Raw genomic sequence first — 20,101 nt, forward strand, 5'->3', positions numbered from 1 at the left:
GACAACTCCTATACCGCCGCAGAGCCGACGCGGCCCTTGCGTAATGCATCGATAACCGCTTCCTTCGGACCGTCGGCGACGATCCGCCCGTTGTCCAGCACCACCAGCCGGTCGACGAGGCTGAGCATCGAGGTGCGGTGGGTGACCAGCAACAGGGTTTTGCCTTGCATCCAGCCGTGGAGCTTCTGGCGGAGAACGTCTTCGCTGCTGTTGTCCATGGCGCTGGTGGGTTCGTCGAGCAGCATAATTGGCGGGTCGAGCAACAAGGCCCGCGCCAGCAACACGGCCTGACGCTGACCGCCGGAGAGCAACTGGCCGCGCTCGCCCACCGGCCGGTCAAATCCTTGCGGATGTTGACGCGCCAGTTCGGTAACGCCGGTCAGTTCGGCCACTTCAAGCATGCGCGCATCGCTGATGTACCGCGCGCCCAGGGTCAGGTTGTCGCGCAGGCTGCCGGCCAGCAACGGCAAGTCGTGGGCGACGTAGCCGATTTGCTGACGCAGGTCGGCGACGTCCAGTTGCCGCAGGTCCAGGCCGTCAAGCAGCAGTTGACCTTCCTCCGGCGCGTAGAAACCCATCACCAGCCGCGCCAGCGTGCTTTTGCCGGAACCGCTGCGGCCGATGATGCCGATGCGCTCACCGGGTTTCATGCTGAAACTGACGTTGTGCAGTGCTGGCGTATTCTGGCCGTTGTAGTGAAAGGTCACGCCGATCACGTCGAGTGCGCCTTGCAACTGGGTGCGCTCCAGCGGACGTTGTTTGGCATCGCGCTCCTGGGGCAGGCTCATCAGCGCATCGGTGCTTTTCATGGTCAGTTGTGCTTGCTGATAGCGCGTGATCAACCCGGCGATTTGCCCGAGCGGCGCGAGCACGCGACTGCCGAGCATGTAGGTCGCGACCAGCGCGCCGACGCTGAGGTTACCGGCAATGATGCTGTACACACCGGCAACGATGGTCGCCATGCCGGAGAATTGCTGGATGAACAGTGTGCCGTTGGTGGCCATCGCCGAGAGATTGCGTGCGTGGCTGTCGAGGCGGGTGAGGGCGCCGTGGGTGCTCTCCCATTTGTGCTGGCGTTCGCTTTCGGCGCTGCACGCCTTCAGGGTTTCCAGACCGCCGAGGGTTTCGATCAGCAGGGCCTGGCGTTCCGCACCCAGGGTCAGGCTTTTCTGTACCGTGTCGCGCAGGCGCGACTGAATCACCATGGCAAAGATGATCGTGATCGGGAATGCCAGCAGCGGAATCACCACCAGCCAGCCACCGAGCAAGCCAATCACCACCAGCATCAGCACGGCGAACGGCAAGTCGATCAGACTGGTCAGGGTCACGGCGGTCAGAAACTCGCGCAGCCCCTGAAAGTCGTGAATGCTCTGCGCAAACCCGCCGATGGTTGCCGGCCGCGCTTTCATCGACATGCCGGTGATGCGCTCGAACAAAGTCGCGGACAGGATCACATCGGTTTTCTTCCCGGCGGTGTCCAGCAAGTGCGCGCGCACCAGGCGCAATACCAGTTCGAAACCGGTGCCGATCAGCAGCCCGATCGACAACACCCACAACGTCGACGTGGCCTGGTTCGGTACCACGCGATCGTAGGTTTGCATGACGAACAGCGGCACCATCAGGCCGAGCAGGTTGATCAGGAAACTGGCGAGAATCGCATCGCTGTACAGCCATTTCGATAGTTTCAAGGTGTCGCGAAACCACGCATCCACCCTCGGTACCAGCGGCGCGCGCAAGTCTTCGAGTTCGTGTCGCGGGCGCGCGAACAAGGCCTGGCCGGTGTAGTCCGCCGTCAGTTCTTCACGGCTGACCCACTGTTCACCACCGTCGGCTTCGCTGGGCAGAATCAACAAGCGCCCGTCATCGCCGACGCGCCGCAGTATGGCGGTGCATCCGTTGGTGAGCATCAACATGACCGGCAGGTTGAGCGGCGAGATGTCGGCCAGCTCGCGCCGTAACAGCCGCGCTTGCAAACCGGCCCGGGCCGCCGCACGGGGCAGCAGGTCCAGGCTTAAACGTTGGTGTGCCATAGGCAGCCCGGCACTCAGGCTGGCGCGACTGACTGTCGCGCCATGAAGTTTGCAGAGAATCAACAGACCGTCCAGAAGCGGGTCGTCGAAGCTCAGCCGCGGATCGACGCCGATGTTGCCGGGTTCCATGCTGGTCACACTAATTGTTCCTGTTGATCCGTGTAGATGCATCTCACCTACGGGCTTGGTTTTATCTCAGCTCGGGCAAACGGGCTTCGCTTTTCACTTCACTCTGGGCGACGGCATCGGCGGGCAGCACCACACGCTGTTTGCTCAACAGCTGACCCATGTTTGCGAGCACACGGTACATGGAATATTCCTCGGTGTAGCGAACTTCCGTGTAGCGTCGGTTGGCGTTGTAGAGCTCGTTTTCACTGTCGAGAACGTCGAGCAAGGTCCGCTGGCCGAGGCCGAACTGATCCTGGTAAGCGGCGCGCACGCGAGTGGTGGTCTCGGCGTATTCGCGAGCGGTCGGGGTTTGCTTGCGCGCGTTGACCATGGCGTTCCACGCCAGGTGAATGTTCTCGTTGAGCTGACGCAGGGCGTTGTTGCGGATGTCCATCGACTGGTTGATCAGGTGCGCGTTGGAAGCCAGGCGCGCCTTGTCGCTGCCGCCGCGGAACAGGTTGTAGTTCATCACCACGCCAACGCGCCATTCGTTGTCGTGGCCTTCTTCGCCTTGCACGTTGTTGTTGGCACCTACCGCAGCTTCGGCATCGAAGCGGGGGTAGAACGGCGACTTGGCGACCTCGTATTGGCTCTCGGCAGATTGCACGTCAGCCTGGGCGGATTTCAGGTACGGGTTGTTGTCGACCATGCTGTTCTGGGCGTCTTGCAGATTGGCCGGCATCTCACCGCGGATCGACGGCAGGGTTTCCAGCTCATCGGGCATGCGTCCGGTGACGGCGAAGAAATTCGACTCGGCATCGGCCAGATCGACCTGGGCGGTGTCCAGGTTGTTCTCGGCCAGCGCGCGGCGGGCGGTCGATTGATCGGCGTCAGCATTGCTGCCGATGCCGCGTTGGGTACGCAGGCCGATCTGATCGTTGACCCGCAGGTGCGCCTGCAGATTGTTCGTGGCCAGCGTCACCAGTTCACGGCGCTTGAGCACTTCGAGGTAGACCTCGATGGTGCGCAGGGCCAGATCCTGAGCGGTGCCCTGAGCGTAATAGGCCCGTGAATTGACCACGCCTTTGGTGCGCTCGACTTCGTTGGCCGTGTTGAAGCCGTCAAAGAGCATCTGCCGCAGACGCAATTCCGACTGGGTGTAGGTGAGAATTTCGGTGTTGTGATTGCCGAACGCCCGGGTGTTGGTGTTGTCGCTGTATCCGCGGCCGTACGCAGCGTTCAAATCCACCGACGGATAAAATCCACCTTTGGCGACTTTCACGTCCTCGTCAGCCGAGAGACGGCTGTCAACGCGCGAAGCGAGTTCCGGGTGAGTGGCGAGGGTACTTTGGATAGCCTCGGTCAGTGACATGGCTTGGGCCTGAGTCGTGCAGGCCATGGCCAATAAAATCGCACTGCAAAGGGGTGTTAAAAGGCGCATGGGTGCATCTCCCTGGTTCCTGATGGTGCTTTATCGGTCGCCAAATATTTGACGACATTTATAGGTTAAATTGTTTCATGCTTGTAACAACAGAGCTAAGAACATTCCAGCAAAAAGCTGAGAAGAATTTCGCATAAAGCATATTCCAAAAAAAACTTATGCGCTAAGCTCATTACAGCACATTGTTCACGCGTAAAACCCTTGATTTGATTGCGTTATAGAGCGTCAAGGGATTAAAGAAAAAGTTCCATCCACTTATCGACATAGAGCGAAGAAGTGCTGAAGGGGAGGAGAGTGTAACGGTTTTGAGCGACAGATTTCTGTCACTCCTAGTACCTAAACCGTTACGCATCGCTCGACGGGCCGGGCTGCGAAGTCAAATTGGTGCCACAAAAGGCGCAGATCTTGACAGTCGCATCCGCAGCCCTCTGGCGAAGTGCCAGGTGTGAGGCAGGACAGAATGGCGGCCCGTTTTACTTGGCCCACTGTCTGCCTCTACCGGCCACCTGTTCGAGCCAGAGCACATTCTTCGCTGACAACAGGTGCCGACAGCGGTTGGCAGCGGAGGAAATGCACATGGCTACGCTCTTCGGTATCGTCAGTAAGGTTATTGGCCAAGTGTTCGCAGTTGCGGGCGATGGCACTCGTCGCGTGTTGATCGAGGGCGACAGATTGTTCGCCGGCGATCAACTGGTGACCGGAGCCGAGGGTTCGGTCGCGGTGCGTTTGCAAAATGGCCAGGAGCTGACGCTGGGGCGTGGCAGCAGTCTGCAGATGAATGCGCAGTTGCTCGCCCATCAGGCGCCGCACGTGGACACCGCTGACGCGACCACGCCGACTCAGGCGCAACTGACCGATGTCGAACAGCTGCAAAAAGCAATCGCGGCGGGCGCTGACCCGACTCAGACCGGTGAGGCCACGGCTGCCGGCCCAGGCAACCCTGGAGCACCGGGTGGCCCATTAGGTGGCGGTCACAGTTTCGTGTTGCTGGAAGAAGTGGCCGGAAGCGTCGACCCTACCGTTGGCTTCCCGACCGAAGGCTTCAACGGCATTCCGGAATTTCCGCTGGGGCGGCTGGCCGGCGATCCGGACAATGGCAGTGATGGCCTGGACGACGCTGGCGATCTTCCGGTTGACCCTGGTAATCCTGTAAGCCCGGTTGACCCGGTTATTCCCGTTGACCCTGTAAGCCCGGTTGATCCAGTGCTCCCCGGTGACCCTCAAGTGCCCGATTCGCCCAACAACCCTGTCACGTTGACGGGGCTCTCGGTCGCTGGCGGCGAGCTGACGCTCAATGAAGCCAACCTCACCGACGGTTCTGCGCGCAATCCGGGTGCCTTGACCCAAAGCAGCACGTTCAGCATCTCCGCACCGGACGGTCTGACCAGCCTGAGCATCGGCGGAATCAACGTGATCAGCGGTGGCGTGGCCGCCGGTTTCCCGCAATCGATCACTACCCAGTTGGGCAACACCCTGACCGTGACCGGCTACAACCCGGCCACCGGCGTGGTGAGCTACAGCTACAGCCTCAACGGCAACGAAACCCATTCGGCCGGTGACGGCATCAATAACCTCAGCGAACAGTTCACCGTTGTCGCCGGTGACAGCAATGGCGACACCGCCACCGGTACGGTGGACGTCAATATCACCGATGACGTGCCGCAGGCAGTCGACGACAGCAACGCCAGCGCCGCTTCGGAAAACCTGGTCATACTGACCGGCAGCGTCCTGCCGAATGACGCGCAGGGCGCCGACCGAATCGCGGTTGGCCCCAACAGCGGCCCGATCATCGGCGGAACGTTCACCGGGACCTACGGCACATTGGTGCTGAACGCCAACGGCACGTACACCTACACCCTCAACACCGGCGACGCCGATTTCAAGGCGTTGACCGGTGGCGGCAATGGCACCGAGACGTTCACCTACACCCTCACCGATGCCGATGGGGACACCAGCACCGCTGACCTAATCCTGGACATTCACAACAACGATGACCCGGTGGTTATCGATGGGCTCACCTTGGCCGGTGGCGAACTGACCGTTCGTGAGCAAAACCTGGGCGATGGCACCAGCCCGGATGCACCGGCGCTGACTCAGAGCGGCACGTTCACCATCACCGCCCTCGACGGCGTGCAGACCCTGACCGTCGGCGGCATTGCCGTGGTCACTGCCGGTGTCGCCGCAGGCTTCCCGCAATCGGTGGTTACGCCGCTGGGCAGCACACTGACCGTCACCGGTTTCGACAGCGTTACCGGCGTGGTCAGCTACAGCTACAGCCTGGCCGATAGCGAAGCCCATTCGAATGCCAATGGCAGCAACAATATCGCCGAGCAGTTCGCTGTGACGGTGGTCGATGACAACGGCACCACCGCCAATGGCAGCCTCGACGTGAACATCGTCGACGACGTGCCGCAAGCCATCGATGACAGCAACGTCGCCACCGGATCCGAAGCCCTGCGGACGCTTGAAGGCAACGTTCTGGGCAATGACGCGCAAGGCGCCGACCGTGTCGCGACCGGGCCGACTGCCGGGCCGATCACCGCCGGAACGTTCATCGGGACCTACGGCACATTGGTGCTGAACGCCAACGGCACGTACACCTACACCCTCAACACCGGCGACGCCGATTTCAAAGCGTTGAATGGCGGCGGCAATGGTGTGGAGAGCTTCGTCTACACGCTCACCGATGCCGACGGCGACACCAGCACCGCAACGCTGGTACTGAACATCGGCAACAACAACGATGACGTGATCCTCAACGGTCTCGACGTCAACGGTGGCGAGCTGACCGTCTCCGAGCAGAACCTCGGCGACGGCACCAACCCTGACACCCCGGCATTGACCCAGAGCGGCACCTTCACCGTCACTGCCCTCGACGGCCTGCAAACCCTGACCGTCGGTGGCATTGCCGTGGTCACCGGTGGCGTCGCCGCAGGCTTCCCGCAATCGGCCGTCACGCCGCTGGGCAGTACGCTGACCATCACCGGTTACAACCCGACGACCGGCGTGGTCAGCTACACCTACACCCTGGTCGACAACGAAGCTCACCCGAATGCCGCCGGTGTCAACAGCATTAGCGAGAACTTCGATGTGGTCGCCACCGATAACGACGGCAGCACCGCGTCGGGCCAGATCAACGTCAACATTGTCGATGACCTGCCCACCGCCAGCCGTGACGCCGGCACAGTGCAGGAAGGCGCCACGGTCAGCGGCAACGTGCTCGACAACGACATCGGCGGTGCCGACGGTCCGGCGCTCAGCGGTGCCGTAGTGGGCGTGCGCGCGGGTAGCGACACCTCGACCTCGGCCATCGGTGGGCTGAACTCGCAGATCAATGGCGCCTACGGTTACCTGACCCTCGACGCCAATGGCAACGCGACGTACCACAGCAATCCAGACGCGGTCAGCGCACCGGGCGCGACCGATGTGTTCACCTACACCGTGCGCGATGCCGACGGTGATGAAAGCACCACGACCATCACCATCAACGTGGCGGACAGTCGCCTCTTGGCGGCGACAGACAGCGACGTGAAAGTCTACGAAAAAGCCCTCGACCTGACCCGCGACGGCCAGGACCTGGCGCCGGGCATCGTCGAAGGCAGCCGTCCAAACAGCACCGCCGAAACGGCGACCGGAACGCTGGTCGGTTCGGTCACCGGCGCCGTGGGCGCGATCACCTATTCGCTGGTCAGCAACGCGACCGGAACCTACGGGCAGATTCTGCTCAACGCCGATGGCAGCTACACCTACACCCTGACGTCGCCAGCCACCACCACCCCGGGCGTGGATGACGGCCCGAACAAGCTGAGCGAAAGCTTCACCTATCAAGCCACCGACTCGCTGGGCAACACCGTCACCAGCCAGATTGTGGTCAGCATTGTCGATGACGTGCCGATCGCACACTGCGATTTTGCGTCGGTCACTGAAGGTGGCACCGTCACCGGCAACGTCCTGGGCAACGATGTGCTCGGGGCGGACGGCGGTGCGGCGGGCGGCGCAATCATCGGCGTGCGCGCCGGCGACGACAATTCAAGCTCGGCCATTGGCGGTTTGAATACCAGGATTCAGGGCACCTACGGTTACCTGACGCTGGATGCCCAGGGTAATGCGGTTTATCACAGCAATCCCGACAGCGTGAACCCCGCCGGCGCGACGGATGTGTTCTCCTACACCGTGCGCGATGGCGACGGCGACGAAGCCACCACGACCATCACCATCGACGTCAGCAACAGCTGCATCGCTGCCGTCAAAGACACCGACGTCACCGTCTTCGAAAAAGCGCTGGACCTGAACAAGGGCGGCCTCGACCTTGCGCCTGGCACCGTCACCGGCAGCGAGCCCGGCAATACCGGCGAAACCGCTTCCGGCACATTGGTCGGTTCGGTCAGCGGCGCCAGCGGGGCGGTCACTTACACCCTGGTCGGCAACGCTACCGGTGCGTATGGGCAACTCCTGTTGAACCCCAACGGTACTTACACCTACACCTTGACCTCGGCGCCGAAAACCGCGCCGAACGCCAACGATGGTGCAAACAGCCTCAGTGAAAGTTTTACCTACAAGGCCACCGACGCGCTCGGCAACAGCACTACCAGCACCATTCAGATCAACATTGTCGATGACGTGCCCAAAGCAGTCGCGTCTGATCGTTCGGTGGCGGCGGCGGCGATCGATTCCAACCTGCTGCTGGTGATCGACGTCTCCGGCAGTATGAAGGACGCATCCGGCGTGGCCGGCCTGTCGCGCATGGCGTTGGCCAAACAGGCGATCAGCGCCTTGCTCGACAAGTACGACGACCTCGGCGACGTCAAAGTGCAGATCGTCACGTTCAGCAGCGATGCCACCGACAAGACGTCGGTCTGGGTCGATGTGGCCACGGCCAAGTCGATCATCTCCGGCCTGGTGGCGCACGGGGACACCAACTACGATGCCGCGATCAAAGTGGCGCAAACGGCGTTCGACACCGACGGCAAACTGGCCGGCGCACAGAACGTTGGCTACTTCTTCTCCGACGGCAAACCCACTGTGGGCAATCTCGATAAAACCGAAGAAGCTGGCTGGAAAACGTTCCTCGAAGAAAACAACATCAAGAACTATGCGATCGGCCTGGGGAATGGCGCCCGCAATCTCAACCTTGATCCGCTGGCGTTTGACGGCACTGCCGGTTCGGGCCATGGTACCGACATCAACTCGGTGGTGGTGACCGATCTCAGCCAGCTCGATTCGGTGCTGTCCGGCACCGTCGTCGGGGCGCCGGTCACCGGCTCGCTGCTGGGCGCGGGCGGCTCCTTCGGCGCCGATGGCGGTTTCATCAAAACCATCACGGTCGATGGCGCCACCTACACGTTCGATCCGAAAGGCAACAGCAATCAGGGTTCACTGACGGTCAGCGGTGCGACCAGCCATGGCACTTTCAACACGCTCGACAATACCCTGAGCATCGCCACCAATAACAAAGGCACGCTGGTGGTCAATCTCGACACTGGCGAATACACCTACACCTCGCAGAAAACCACGGCGGTGGTGCTGACAGAAAACATCGGTTTCACCGTCAGCGACAACGACGGCGACCTCTCCAGCTCCAAACTGGTCATCAAGGTCATCCCAAATGCCGCCCCGGTCGCCATGGACGATCACGTCATTACCAACGTGTTTGCGCCTAACGTGGTCTTGCCGGGCGACGTGCTGCTGGCCAACGACAAGGATCCCAATGGCGATCCGATGACCGCATCGCCAACCACATTCAAGACCGGCTGGATCGCCAAAGGCGCAGACTTCATCGGCACCAAGCCTAATCTTGTCTTCACTGGCAGCAATGAGCAGGCCGTGACGATTGCTCGCAGCCAGTTCGTTGCCAACACGGCGGCGATGACCGCTGTGCTGGTGGTTGGCGGTGCGTTGGGCGCGGTCAGCAACCTCAATACCAATGACGAGGACCGCATTACCGTCAACCTGAAACAGGGCGAAACGCTCAACCTGGATCACAACCTGGCGGCGGGTAACATCGGCATGGAATATTCGGTCAACGGCGGCGCGTTCATGGCGCTTGCGGACGGCCAGACCATTACCGCGGCCTCGGACGGCACCTACCAGATTCGTGTCACCAATACCCTGGATACCCCGGGCAACGGTGGCACGGGTTCGGAGGCCTACAAACTGACCATGACTGTCAATTACGCCAACGCCCACGACGTTACCCCTGATGCGCATGGCACCTATGCGGCCAACGATAATCATGGCGGCAGCGACAGCGCGGCAGTGTCCATCAGCTATCAGGCCGGTCACACCCTCACCGGGACCGCAAGCGATGACGTGCTGGTGGCGGGCGCCGGGGATAACATCCTCAATGCCGGCGACGGCAACGACGTGCTCAGTGCCGGCGCCGGCAATAATCAGTTGCACGGTGGTGCGGGCAATGACTTGCTTTACAGCGGCGCAGGCAATGATCTGCTCGACGGTGGCACCGGCATCGACACCGCCAATTACGCCAACGCCACGGCAGGGGTCAAGGTCGACCTGGGTCTGACAAGTGCGCAGAACACTGGCGGCGCGGGCACCGATACGTTGACCGCGATCGAAAACCTCACGGGCTCCAGCTTCAACGACCAGCTCACCGGCGACAGCCGCAGCAACATCATCACTGGCGGCTTGGGTAATGACATCCTCAATGGCGGTGACGGCGATGATTTCCTGATCGGCGGCTTGGGCAATGACACCCTCAGCGGTGGTGCCGGCGCGGACACCTTCCAGTGGCTAAAAGGCAACAGCGGCCATGACGTGGTCACCGATTTCACCCCGGGCACCGATAAACTCGACCTGTCACAATTGCTGCAGGGTGAAAATGCCAGCGTGTCCTCGCTCGACGATTACTTGCACTTCAAAGTCATCGGCAGCGGCTCGGAAGTCATCACCAGTATCGACGTCAGCGCCATGGCCGGCGCCGCGCCGAATCAGACCATCGACCTGGCCGGCGTCAACCTCGCCAGTCATTACGGCGTGACGCCGGGAGCGGGCGGGATGGTTGCTGGCGGGCACGACACCGCGACGATTATCACTGGCATGTTGAACGACCATTCATTGAAGGTTGATACGGTGTGATCTGAAAGCCTGAAACGAAAAACCCGCCATCTTCGAGAGCAGATGGCGGGTTTGTTTTTTGTGCGAACAGAGTTTCTTCAGGGTCGCGAAAACGCGCAGTCGTCAGGATTTACGCAAAGTCTTCTGCCGAAGGATATAAACCGTGACCAGCACTGCACTGGTCAGCATGAACCCGCGCGCCCACATCAGCGGCACCAGATAGCAGGACACTAAAATGCTTATCCACATTGAGCCAATGGCGTAGATCTTGCCTTTGAGGGGAATGCCGTTGCCTTCCAGATAATCACGAATCCACGGCCCGAGTCGTGGATGCTCCACCAGCCAGTGATAAAAACGCGGAGAGCTGCGGGCGAAGCAGGCGGCCGCCAGTAGAAGGAAGGGCGTGGTGGGCAATACCGGCAGGAAAATGCCGATCACCCCCAGCGCCACGCTCAGCCAGCCGACGGCCAGCAGCACGTAGCGCAACATCGGGGAGCGGTTGCCTATGGGTTTGTCCATAGGCGGCACCTTAGTGGTGACGGGGCTTAAGGATCGCCGGTTTTTCGTCCGGGGCATTGCACAGCAAATACAGCGCAGTCAGGGCTTCCGGAATCTGCACGATCATGTCGTCCATCAGGTTGGCGTCGGCCGCAATGTCGGAGAATTCCGGCTGCTCGTCGAACAGACCCGAACCGACCATGATCGGCAGCAGCATTTCGCTGACTTCGTCTTCGGCGGTTTCAAACCAGGCGGCCTCACGCAGGAACACGCCTTCCATGAAACCGATGCACCAGCCGCGCAGGTCCGAATCGTCCGGCTCTTCGCCAAGATCGAGGTCGCAAGGCAACTCGAATTCTTCATCGGCGGCCAGCTGGCGAGCAATGTGTGCCTTGAGCAGGATCAGCGTCGATTCGATCGCTTCGCGCTCGGTGTCGTCGGCGTAATGCGGTTCTTCAGCGAAGAGCGCGTCGATCCACTCACGCTCCGGAACCTCTTCGGAACAGATCGACAGCGCGGTCAGATAGCCGTGGGCGGCCACATAGTCCAGCGCCTCGTCATGCAGTTCATCGGCGTCGAGGAAGACTTGCAGGCGGGTTAATTGCTCAGCGAAGGACATTAAAGGGCTACCTTGGGAATTAAACAGATGCGCGAATTCTAGGCCTTCTTGAGCACTCAGGCCAGCCGCGCGGCATATTTGCAAACGCAAACACCACAATCCCTGTGGGAGCGAGGCTTGCCCGCCAAGGCGATATCACATGCACATGGAATCTTCGGCAGCGGCCGTGTCGCTTTTGCATTCATGTGTCTTCTCAGCGGCACCCTCTGCCGGACGGCCCTCGGGTATACTTGCGCGTTTTGTGAATGCCCTGCTGGCGTCGCGGCTGAGATGTGAAGCGTCATGCAACGCGCACTTACTATTTGTCGGTGCAGCCTGCATGTTTCTGAACCAGCCTTGCAGGGATGTTTCGGTGATTTTTGGAGTTTTTATGCTCGAACAGGCTCAACGCGTCCTCAAGGACATCTTCGGCTACGACAGTTTCCGTGGCCGGCAGGGGGCGATCATTGAGCGCGTGGCCAGTGGCGGCGACGCCCTGGTGCTGATGCCTACCGGTGGTGGCAAATCCTTGTGCTTCCAGGTGCCGGCGCTGCTGCGCGAAGGCCTGGCGGTGGTGGTGTCGCCGCTGATCGCATTGATGGATGATCAGGTCGCGACCCTTGAGGAACTGGGCGTCGCGGCCGCGGCCCTGAACTCCACGCTCAGCGCCGAGCAGCAACGCGACCTGGCGGCACGGATCAAACGCGGCGAAGTGAAAATGCTCTACCTCGCACCCGAACGTCTGGTGCAACCGCGCATGCTGGCATTTTTGCAAAGCCTCGAGATCGCCCTGTTTGCTATCGACGAGGCGCATTGCGTGTCGCAATGGGGTCATGATTTCCGTCGCGAATACCTGCAACTCGGCCAGTTGGCGGAGTTGTTTCCCAACGTCCCGCGCATCGCCTTGACGGCCACTGCCGATAAACGAACCCGAGAAGAAATCGTCGATCGCCTGCACTTGCAGAATGCCGAGCGTTTTCTGTCGAGTTTCGACCGTCCCAACATTTTTTACCGCATCGTGCCCAAGGAGCAGCCGCGCAAGCAGTTGCTCGCATTCCTCGCCGAGCGCCGCAGCGATGCCGGCATCGTCTACTGCCTGTCGCGCAAGAAAGTCGATGAGGTGGCGGTGTTCCTCAGCGAGCAGGGGTTCCCGGCGCTGCCTTATCACGCCGGCCTGCCCAACGAAACGCGTTCCCACCACCAAAAGCGCTTTCTCAACGAAGAAGGCTTGATCATGGTGGCCACCGTAGCGTTCGGCATGGGCATCGATAAACCCAACGTGCGGTTTGTCGCGCACCTGGACCTGCCGAAATCCCTCGAAGCCTATTATCAGGAAACCGGTCGTGGTGGTCGCGACGGTCTGCCGGCGGATGCCTGGATGGCCTACGGTCTGCAAGACGTGGTGATGCTCAAGCAGATGCTGCAAAACTCCGAAGGCGACGAGCGCCACAAGCGTCTTGAGCATCACAAGCTCGACGCCATGCTTTCGCTGTGCGAGGAAACCCGTTGCCGACGCCAGACCCTGCTGGCCTATTTCGACGAAGACATGCCTGAGCCATGCGGCCATTGCGACAATTGCATCGATGGCGTGCAAACCTGGGATGCCACCGAGCCGGCGCGTCAGGCGCTCTCGGCGATTTACCGCACTGGCCAGCGCTACGGCGTCGGTCATCTGGTCGATGTGTTGCTGGGCAAGGACAACGAGAAAGTGCGCAGCTTTGGCCATCAGCACTTGTCGGTGTTCGGCGTTGGCAAGGCGATGGGCGACAGCGAATGGCGCTCGCTGTTTCGCCAACTGGTTGCGCGCGGTCTCGCCGACATTGACCTTGAGGGCTATGGCGGTTTGCGCCTGAGCGATAAATGCCGGCCGTTGCTCAAGGGGGAAGTGACCCTGGAACTGCGCCGCGACCTCAAACCGCAAACCACGGCGAAAAGCAGCAAAAGTCAGGCGAGCCAACTGGTCCGCGGCGAAGAGCGCGAACAATGGGAAGCCTTGCGTGCCCTGCGGCGCAAACTGGCCGAAGAACACGGCGTACCGCCGTACGTCATTTTCCCCGACTCGACCTTGCTGGAAATGCTCCGCAGCCAGCCGACCTCGCTGGCGGAAATGGCCACGGTCAGTGGCGTAGGGGCGCGCAAACTCGAGCGTTACGGCGAGGCGTTCCTGGAAGTGCTCGGTGGGCAGGTCGAAGCGCCAAAAGTGGTGGCCGATGTGCGTCACGAGCTGATCACGCTCGCTCGCGCCGGTATGACGCCGTTGCAGATTGCCGGCCAGTTGCAATGCTCGGAAAAAACCGTCTACACCCTGCTCGCCGAAGCCATTGGCAAACAGCAGCTGTCGCTGGATCAGGCGCTGGATCTGCCCGAAGACTTGATGAGCGAAGTCCAGGATGCCTTTCTCGATGGCGAAGGCGAATTACCGCCCGTTACCGAGATTGCGGCACTGTTTGCCGGGCGGGTGCCGGAAGGTGTTCTGTATTGCGTACGTGCCGCGTTGCAATCGGAATTTGAGATGTGAATCAGGTATTTGCGCCCTGTCTGACTGATGTAACGATTCAGTGCGGTGCGACCCTTGCCTCAAGCCAAGGGTCATGCTTAGCTGACTAATAATTAGTATTTCTACTTCAGTCCGATCATGAGTGTTTTATGCCGCTGACCGATCAACACCGTTTTGGCATGCAACTGGCCCATATGTCGCGTGGATGGCGCGCCGAACTTGACCGTCGCCTGGCGGGTCTTGGCCTTTCGCAGGCGCGCTGGCTGGTGCTGCTGCACCTGGCGCGTTTCGACGATGCACCCACTCAGCGCGAGCTGGCGCAAAGCGTTGGCGTGGAAGGGCCGACGCTGGCCCGGTTGCTGGACAGCCTGGAAGGTCAGGGGCTGGTGCAGCGTCAATCGGTGGTGGAAGATCGCCGGGCGAAAAAGATTGTCCTCTGTGCCCCGGCTCGTCCGCTGATTGAACAAATCGAAACCATTGCCACGCAACTTCGACATGAATTGTTTGATGGGGTCGATGAGGCGGATTTGAAGACATGCATGCGGGTTCATGGACTGATTCTGGCAAATCTGGAAAAGTCTTGAGGCACAACATCGCATCGGCTTTTTGAGATAGCCCATCCTGCAGGCTATAAATAACTGACAAGTGGAACGTATTTTGTACCTGATGTGCGAGCGCCTACAGGTCGGTTGCGGTTAATTAAGGGATGCTCATGCTCCAGAGTTGGCACGTAGTAATGCGGTGTTGCACCCGATGGTTGCTGGCAGGTGGGCTGGTCACTTATTCGGTCGCGGCATCCGCATTGGGTCTTGGTGAGATCACCATTCATTCGGCGTTGAATCAGCCGCTGCGCGCCGACATTGCTCTGGTGGATGCCGCAGGCCTGGAGGAGGGTGATCTGTCAGTCAGCCTGGCCACCGCGGACGAATTCAGTCGCGCCGGGGTCGAGCGGGTCTTTTTCCTCAACGATCTGAAATTCACGCCGATTTTGCGCGGCAACCGTGCCGTCATCCGGGTCAGCTCCGGCAAACCGGTCAACGAACCCTTTCTGAATTTTCTCGTGCAGCTCAACCAACCCAATGGTCGATTGCTGCGCGAGTACACGGTGCTGATCGATCCGCCGGGTTCACCGGGTATCGTCCCTGTTGCCGACGAGCCGGTGACCAGTACGCCAAACTCGCCCTTCCCGAGTGTGAAGCCTGCCGCTGCACCACCTCCAGCGGTAAAAAAACCTGCTGTTAAACCGGACGCCCAAACGAATGCGGCGCCAGCGATCGATCCTGTCGCCGAGCAACTGGCTGCCAGCGTGCTGCACAACCAGCAACTGCAGCAAACGCTCGACGAGCTCAAAGCCAGGCTTCTGGCACAGGATGAGCAGATTGCCGGACAGAAGAAGCAGGTTGTCGAGCTGGAGACCCGACTGGCTGAAGGCCAACAGGCGCCGCCAGTCGCAGCGCCATTAGCGCCCGTTTCTGCCGCCCCAGCCCCGGTTGTCGTCGAGGAGTCTGAACCGACCGACTGGCTGACGATCATCGGTTTGTCGGCATTGGTTGCGTTGTTGTTGCTGGGGCTTTTGCTTCGTCGCCGCAAGCAGCAGGCGCAGGCAGTGCCGCAAGACGCTACGGTTTTCATGCCGCTACCTGACCCGATGCTTGACCGGGAAGAAGAGCCCGGCGTTCAGACTTCCCCGCTGAAACATGCCCCCGTCCATCACGAAGAGACGCCGTCGGGCGATGTACTGGAAGGTGTCGGCATCTACATCGCCTACGGGCGGTTCGCTGAAGCATCGGGGTTGCTGCGAGAGGCCCTGGCGAAGGAGCCACAACGTACGGATCTGGCGTTGCGGTTGCTGGAGGTATTGGGCAAACAGGGCGATGTCCCGGCCTACGATGCTCAGGAACAAAGCCTGATTGACAGCGGTTTTGACCCGCATCAACTTCAGGAGATCCGCGAGCGCTACCCAAAGATGATCACCGCGCCGACCCCTGTGGTTGCGGCGCTGCCGATTATCGCGCCGATCGCCGCGCCCGTTGTCGCACCGCCGCAACCAACGCATGCACCGACAGACGAATTTCAGTTGAACCTGGACGACCTGTCGATGGATTCAAATTGGGACCTGATCAGTCCATTCGAAAGCACCCCGTCTGCCGATCAGCCCCACCGTGCAAACGAGCCGGTTTTCTCCTCACACTTGCAGGTGTTGCCCGTCGAGTTCGACATGTCCGACGAACCGACACTGGACGAGACGGAACTGGAGTGGGTGGCCGAGCCCGATGCACAGTCTCTGGACGACGCCTTTCTTGACGGGTTCAGCGACCCGCTGCAGTCATTCGAACTGGAACCGCTGAGCGCCGAATCGATGGAACTGGAGCCTGCCGTAGCCGCTCACGCCGACAAGCTCGAGCAAGCTCAGACCTGTATCGATGACGGCGATCTGGACAGTGCAATCGAGTTGCTCAACGAGTTGCTCGAAGACGGCGACGAACCCCTCAAGCAGACAGCCCGGACGCTGTTGGCTGGCATCCGGTGACGTTTTATCATGGCCACTTCCACAGGTCAGGAGCCCGGCATGGCCGCGCATAAACCGGAAATCGTCATCACCTACTGCACGCAATGCCAATGGCTGTTGCGAGCTGCGTGGCTGGCTCAGGAACTTCTCAGCACCTTCGGCGATGATCTTCGCAAGGTGTCGCTGGTGCCGGGCACCGGCGGGGTGTTCCATATTTTCTGTGACGATGTGCAGATCTGGGAGCGCAAGGCTGATGGCGGCTTCCCGGAGGCCAAGGTGTTGAAGCAGCGGGTCCGCGATCGGATTGATCCGGACCGCGACCTTGGGCATAACGATCGCACTCAGTGAGAGGCCGTCTCAGCCACAACGGTTTTTTTACCGGCGCCGCCCGATAGCCTGCTCGACACTACAATCGCTACGATGATCAGCACACCGCCGACCAACATGCGCAGCGTCGGCGTTTCATTGAACAGCAGCCAGGCCAGGGTGATGCCGTAAACCGGCTCCATGGCGAATACCACGGCGGCGGTTCGCGCCTTGATGACAGCGAGGCTGGCGACGAACAGGCTGTGCGCAACCCCGGTGCAGAACACGCCTAGCAGGCCGATCCACAGCCAATCGATAGCGCGCACTTGAGCCAATTGCGGCGCCGCCACCGGCAGCAGGCACAGCGCAACCACCACGTTCTGGCACAGCGCAGCCTGCACCGGGGGAATCCGCCCGGAGCTGGCGCGATTGGTCAGGGAGAGCAACGCAAACAACAGTCCGGATCCCACCGCCCAGAGCAGGCCAGTGGTAGCGTCACTGGCGAAATCGAAATGCGGCGTGACCAGCACCAGGCCGATGCTCACCAGCACCACCAGTAGAATTTCGTTGGCGCGAATCCGCTCTCGAAAGATCAGCCCCTCAAGTATCACGGTAAACGCCGGGAAGCTGGCAAAACCCAACGTCGCGATCGCCACGCCCGCCACCTTCACCGCGATGAAAAAACTCACCCAGTGTCCGGCCAGCAACACACCGCTGAGCAGCAGACGTCGCCAGTCAATGGCCGCCAGTTTTTGCCACGGCGTCTGGCTGGCAAATCTGGCAAAAACCGCCAGCGCCAATACGGCAAACGCCGCCCGGCCAAACACGATAACGGCGGGAGAGGCGGCAGCCAGTTTGCCAAACACGCCGGTCAGGCCAAACATCAGTGCGCCAATGTGCAGGGCGCCGAGAGCGGTACGGGGAGTCATTGCAATCCTTGGCAGAGTGAGCTGGAACCGCGAGGGTCGTGGCTGTGAACGAACAGGTCGTCGGTGTGTTGGCGTAGCGTGAGGATCGGTCTCATCGCAGGTTTCTCTGTTGCGGTCGCGGCCAGTCTACACCGAGGGCGCAGACGAGCGCTGTCACACGTCTGACTTGTGTTTGTCATGGAGGGTTAATCACAGCGGCGCAAGCTTGCCCAAACCATGCAGAGGGTCGCCCATGACCAGCGCCGAGCTCGCCAAACCCAGTCGAAAGCAACGTGTGCGGACCCTGTGGATTTCCGACGTGCACCTGGGCACGCGCGATTGCCAGGCCGAGCACTTGTCGGCATTTCTCAAGGGCTACCACGCCGACAAGATCTACCTGGTCGGCGACATTATCGATGGCTGGAAACTGCGCGGCGGCATGTACTGGCCACAGGCGCACACCAATGTGATCCGTCGTCTGCTAACCATGAGCAAGCGCGGTACCGAGGTTATTTATGTAACCGGGAATCACGACGAGTTTTTGCGCCGATATTCGAAGCTGATTCTTGGCAACATTCAGTTGGTCGACGAAGCGGTGCACGTCACCGCCGATGGCCGCCATCTGTTGGTGATTCACGGTGACCAGTTCGACGTGATCACTCGCTACCACCGCTGGCTGGCCTTTCTGGGCGATTCGGCGTACGAGTTCACCTTGACGCTCAACCGCTGGCTCAACCATTGGCGCGCCCGTTACGGCTATGGCTATTGGTCGCTGTCGGCATACCTCAAGCACAAGGTGAAAACTGCTGTCAGTTTTATCAGTGATTTCGAAGAAGCCATCGCTCACGAATGTGTCAGACGTGGACTGCACGGGGTGGTGTGCGGGCATATTCACCATGCTGAAATTCGCAAGGTGGGGGAGGTGGATTACCTCAATTGTGGGGACTGGGTGGAGTCGTGCACGGCGCTGATCGAGCATTGGGACGGGACGATCGAGTTGTATCGGTTGGCGGACGCGCAGGCCCGGGAGGCGGGATTGCAAGCGATCAAGGTTGCGGAGCCAGCTTGAAAAATCCGGCGCAAGGGACATAAGTTCATCAAGCAGACGAACGCTCTTGCATCGCCGCCTTGTAAATCGAATGCTTCGGCTGCGAAAACAACCGCTCCACCATCGGCTCGAAAAAGCTCAGGGGCAATGTGTCGTAGGCGGGATCGAACGCCGCCGCATCGTATTTGGCGCAGAATTCGATGGTCGCCTGATAGTGCGGATGTCCGCTGAACTGCTCGCGCAGATGCCGATCCATGCCCAGATGATGGAAGAAATAATAACCCTGAAAAATCCCGTGCTTCTCGACCATCCACAGATTATCAGCGCTGACAAAAGGCTTGAGAATCGCCGCGGCGATGTCCGGATGATTGTAGGAGCCGAGCGTGTCACCGATGTCATGCAGCAGCGCACACACCACGTATTCCTCATCACGACCGTCGCGCCAGGCACGGCTGGCGGTTTGCAGGGAATGGGTCAGGCGATCCACCGGGAAGCCGCCAAAGTCGCCCTCCAGTAATTTCAGGTGCGCCATGATCCGGGTCGGCAACTGGCGGGCGTAGGCACTGAAATCAGCGGCGATGATCGCCCAGTCTTCCTGCGTGCCGTCCTTCATGTGGGTAAAACGGGCATTGGCATTCATGGACTATCCTCATTGAGCTGTGCGCCTAGAACGGCACGCGCCGCAGAATCATGTCGCGGTACATGGCGAAATCACCGAGCAGGCTGTAAAGCGGATGCTGAAACGTCGCAGGACGATTCTTCTCGAAGAAGAAATGCCCGATCCAGGCAAAGCTGTACCCGGCCAGCGGCAACGCCAGCAGCATCAACCATGCGCCTTTGCTGATAGTGACTGCCAGGATCAGAATCACCAGCGTCGTGCCGATAAAATGCAATCGTCGGCACGTGCTGTCCCTGTGTTCGCTGAGGTAATACGGATAGAACTCGGCGAAGCTGTTGAAATGCTTGATGTTTTCCACGACTGCAATCTCTGTGGTGGTAGATCGGCTGCAACAGGTTCTGCGGGTAGCTTATTTGAGTCTAGAGTCATCATAGGCAGCAGCCAGTGACAATGGGTGCCACTTTA

At 60.3% G+C, this 20,101-nt stretch carries 13 protein-coding genes; 6 read left to right on the forward strand and 7 right to left on the reverse strand.

Annotated features, from left to right (window positions below; genetic code table 11):
- Nucleotides 1-8 precede the first annotated feature (8 nt).
- Together ACYZT1_RS08370 and ACYZT1_RS08375 are read right to left on the reverse strand one after the other, a co-directional pair.
- Entirely contained in the window at nt 9-2,168 is a 2,160-nt protein-coding gene (locus tag ACYZT1_RS08370; protein WP_462018508.1) for a type I secretion system permease/ATPase, read from the reverse strand.
- Between the two features lie 52 nt (nt 2,169-2,220).
- Nucleotides 2,221-3,579, reverse strand: coding sequence for a TolC family outer membrane protein (locus tag ACYZT1_RS08375; RefSeq protein ID WP_462018509.1), 1,359 nt, complete (start codon nt 3,577-3,579; stop codon nt 2,221-2,223).
- Between the two features lie 576 nt (nt 3,580-4,155).
- Here ACYZT1_RS08375 and ACYZT1_RS08380 point away from each other — a divergent pair.
- The gene (locus ACYZT1_RS08380) at nt 4,156-10,674 is read left to right on the forward strand and encodes a retention module-containing protein (protein WP_462018510.1); all 6,519 of its coding nucleotides are present in this window, start codon (nt 4,156-4,158) and stop codon (nt 10,672-10,674) included.
- Nucleotides 10,675-10,776: 102 nt separating this feature from the next.
- Here the strand turns inward: ACYZT1_RS08380 and ACYZT1_RS08385 are convergent, their stop codons facing one another.
- Both ACYZT1_RS08385 and ACYZT1_RS08390 read right to left on the reverse strand, forming a co-directional pair.
- Complete coding sequence (locus ACYZT1_RS08385) at nt 10,777-11,172, reverse strand: YbaN family protein (protein WP_462018511.1); 396 nt, start codon at nt 11,170-11,172, stop codon at nt 10,777-10,779.
- Nucleotides 11,173-11,182: 10 nt separating this feature from the next.
- Nucleotides 11,183-11,770: a UPF0149 family protein gene (locus ACYZT1_RS08390; protein ID WP_150582502.1), complete on the reverse strand. Its 588-nt coding sequence runs from the start codon at nt 11,768-11,770 to the stop codon at nt 11,183-11,185.
- Nucleotides 11,771-12,140: 370 nt separating this feature from the next.
- Between ACYZT1_RS08390 and recQ the strand changes: the two genes are divergently transcribed.
- From recQ to ACYZT1_RS08410, 4 genes are all read left to right on the forward strand, one after another.
- The gene (recQ, locus tag ACYZT1_RS08395; RefSeq protein ID WP_462018512.1) at nt 12,141-14,267 is read left to right on the forward strand and encodes a DNA helicase RecQ; all 2,127 of its coding nucleotides are present in this window, start codon (nt 12,141-12,143) and stop codon (nt 14,265-14,267) included.
- A gap of 128 nt (nt 14,268-14,395) precedes the next feature.
- Complete coding sequence (locus ACYZT1_RS08400; RefSeq protein ID WP_462018513.1) at nt 14,396-14,830, forward strand: MarR family transcriptional regulator; 435 nt, start codon at nt 14,396-14,398, stop codon at nt 14,828-14,830.
- A gap of 128 nt (nt 14,831-14,958) precedes the next feature.
- Nucleotides 14,959-16,776 (forward strand): FimV/HubP family polar landmark protein, encoded by a 1,818-nt coding sequence (locus tag ACYZT1_RS08405; RefSeq protein ID WP_462018514.1) that lies wholly within the window; start codon nt 14,959-14,961, stop codon nt 16,774-16,776.
- A gap of 39 nt (nt 16,777-16,815) precedes the next feature.
- Nucleotides 16,816-17,103, forward strand: coding sequence for an Rdx family protein (locus tag ACYZT1_RS08410; protein WP_462018515.1), 288 nt, complete (start codon nt 16,816-16,818; stop codon nt 17,101-17,103).
- Here the strand turns inward: ACYZT1_RS08410 and ACYZT1_RS08415 are convergent.
- Nucleotides 17,097-17,990, reverse strand: coding sequence for a DMT family transporter (locus ACYZT1_RS08415; protein ID WP_462018516.1), 894 nt, complete (start codon nt 17,988-17,990; stop codon nt 17,097-17,099). The two genes, ACYZT1_RS08410 and ACYZT1_RS08415, sit on opposite strands and share 7 nt — an antisense overlap.
- Before the next feature lie 232 nt (nt 17,991-18,222).
- On the opposite strand from ACYZT1_RS08415, the gene ACYZT1_RS08420 reads away from it, so the two are divergent.
- Nucleotides 18,223-19,038 carry a UDP-2,3-diacylglucosamine diphosphatase gene (locus ACYZT1_RS08420; RefSeq protein WP_462018517.1) on the forward strand — a complete coding sequence of 272 codons (816 nt, stop codon included), beginning with the start codon at nt 18,223-18,225 and terminating at the stop codon, nt 19,036-19,038.
- Between the two features lie 28 nt (nt 19,039-19,066).
- Here ACYZT1_RS08420 and ACYZT1_RS08425 read toward each other — a convergent pair whose 3' ends face one another.
- Nucleotides 19,067-19,657, reverse strand: a complete 591-nt coding sequence (locus tag ACYZT1_RS08425; RefSeq protein ID WP_462018518.1) for an HD domain-containing protein — start codon at nt 19,655-19,657, stop codon at nt 19,067-19,069.
- Between the two features lie 25 nt (nt 19,658-19,682).
- Complete coding sequence (locus ACYZT1_RS08430) at nt 19,683-19,994, reverse strand: Mpo1-like protein (protein WP_462018519.1); 312 nt, start codon at nt 19,992-19,994, stop codon at nt 19,683-19,685.
- Nucleotides 19,995-20,101 lie beyond the last annotated feature (107 nt).

The sequence above is a fragment of the Pseudomonas sp. PB3P13 genome (assembly GCF_054897735.1).

Bases quoted from the DNA above. Each gene is read 5' to 3' on its own strand.
- ACYZT1_RS08420 (WP_462018517.1), top strand. From the start codon at position 18,223: ATGACCAGCGCCGAGCTCGCCAAACCCAGTCGAAAGCAACGTGTGCGG.
- ACYZT1_RS08400 (WP_462018513.1), top strand. From the start codon at position 14,396: ATGCCGCTGACCGATCAACACCGTTTTGGCATGCAACTGGCCCATATG.
- ACYZT1_RS08385 (WP_462018511.1), bottom strand. From the start codon at position 11,172: ATGGACAAACCCATAGGCAACCGCTCCCCGATGTTGCGCTACGTGCTG.
- recQ (WP_462018512.1), top strand. From the start codon at position 12,141: ATGCTCGAACAGGCTCAACGCGTCCTCAAGGACATCTTCGGCTACGAC.
- ACYZT1_RS08415 (WP_462018516.1), bottom strand. From the start codon at position 17,990: ATGACTCCCCGTACCGCTCTCGGCGCCCTGCACATTGGCGCACTGATG.
- ACYZT1_RS08410 (WP_462018515.1), top strand. From the start codon at position 16,816: ATGGCCGCGCATAAACCGGAAATCGTCATCACCTACTGCACGCAATGC.
- ACYZT1_RS08390 (WP_150582502.1), bottom strand. From the start codon at position 11,770: ATGTCCTTCGCTGAGCAATTAACCCGCCTGCAAGTCTTCCTCGACGCC.
- ACYZT1_RS08405 (WP_462018514.1), top strand. From the start codon at position 14,959: ATGCTCCAGAGTTGGCACGTAGTAATGCGGTGTTGCACCCGATGGTTG.
- ACYZT1_RS08375 (WP_462018509.1), bottom strand. From the start codon at position 3,579: ATGCGCCTTTTAACACCCCTTTGCAGTGCGATTTTATTGGCCATGGCC.
- ACYZT1_RS08425 (WP_462018518.1), bottom strand. From the start codon at position 19,657: ATGAATGCCAATGCCCGTTTTACCCACATGAAGGACGGCACGCAGGAA.
- ACYZT1_RS08380 (WP_462018510.1), top strand. From the start codon at position 4,156: ATGGCTACGCTCTTCGGTATCGTCAGTAAGGTTATTGGCCAAGTGTTC.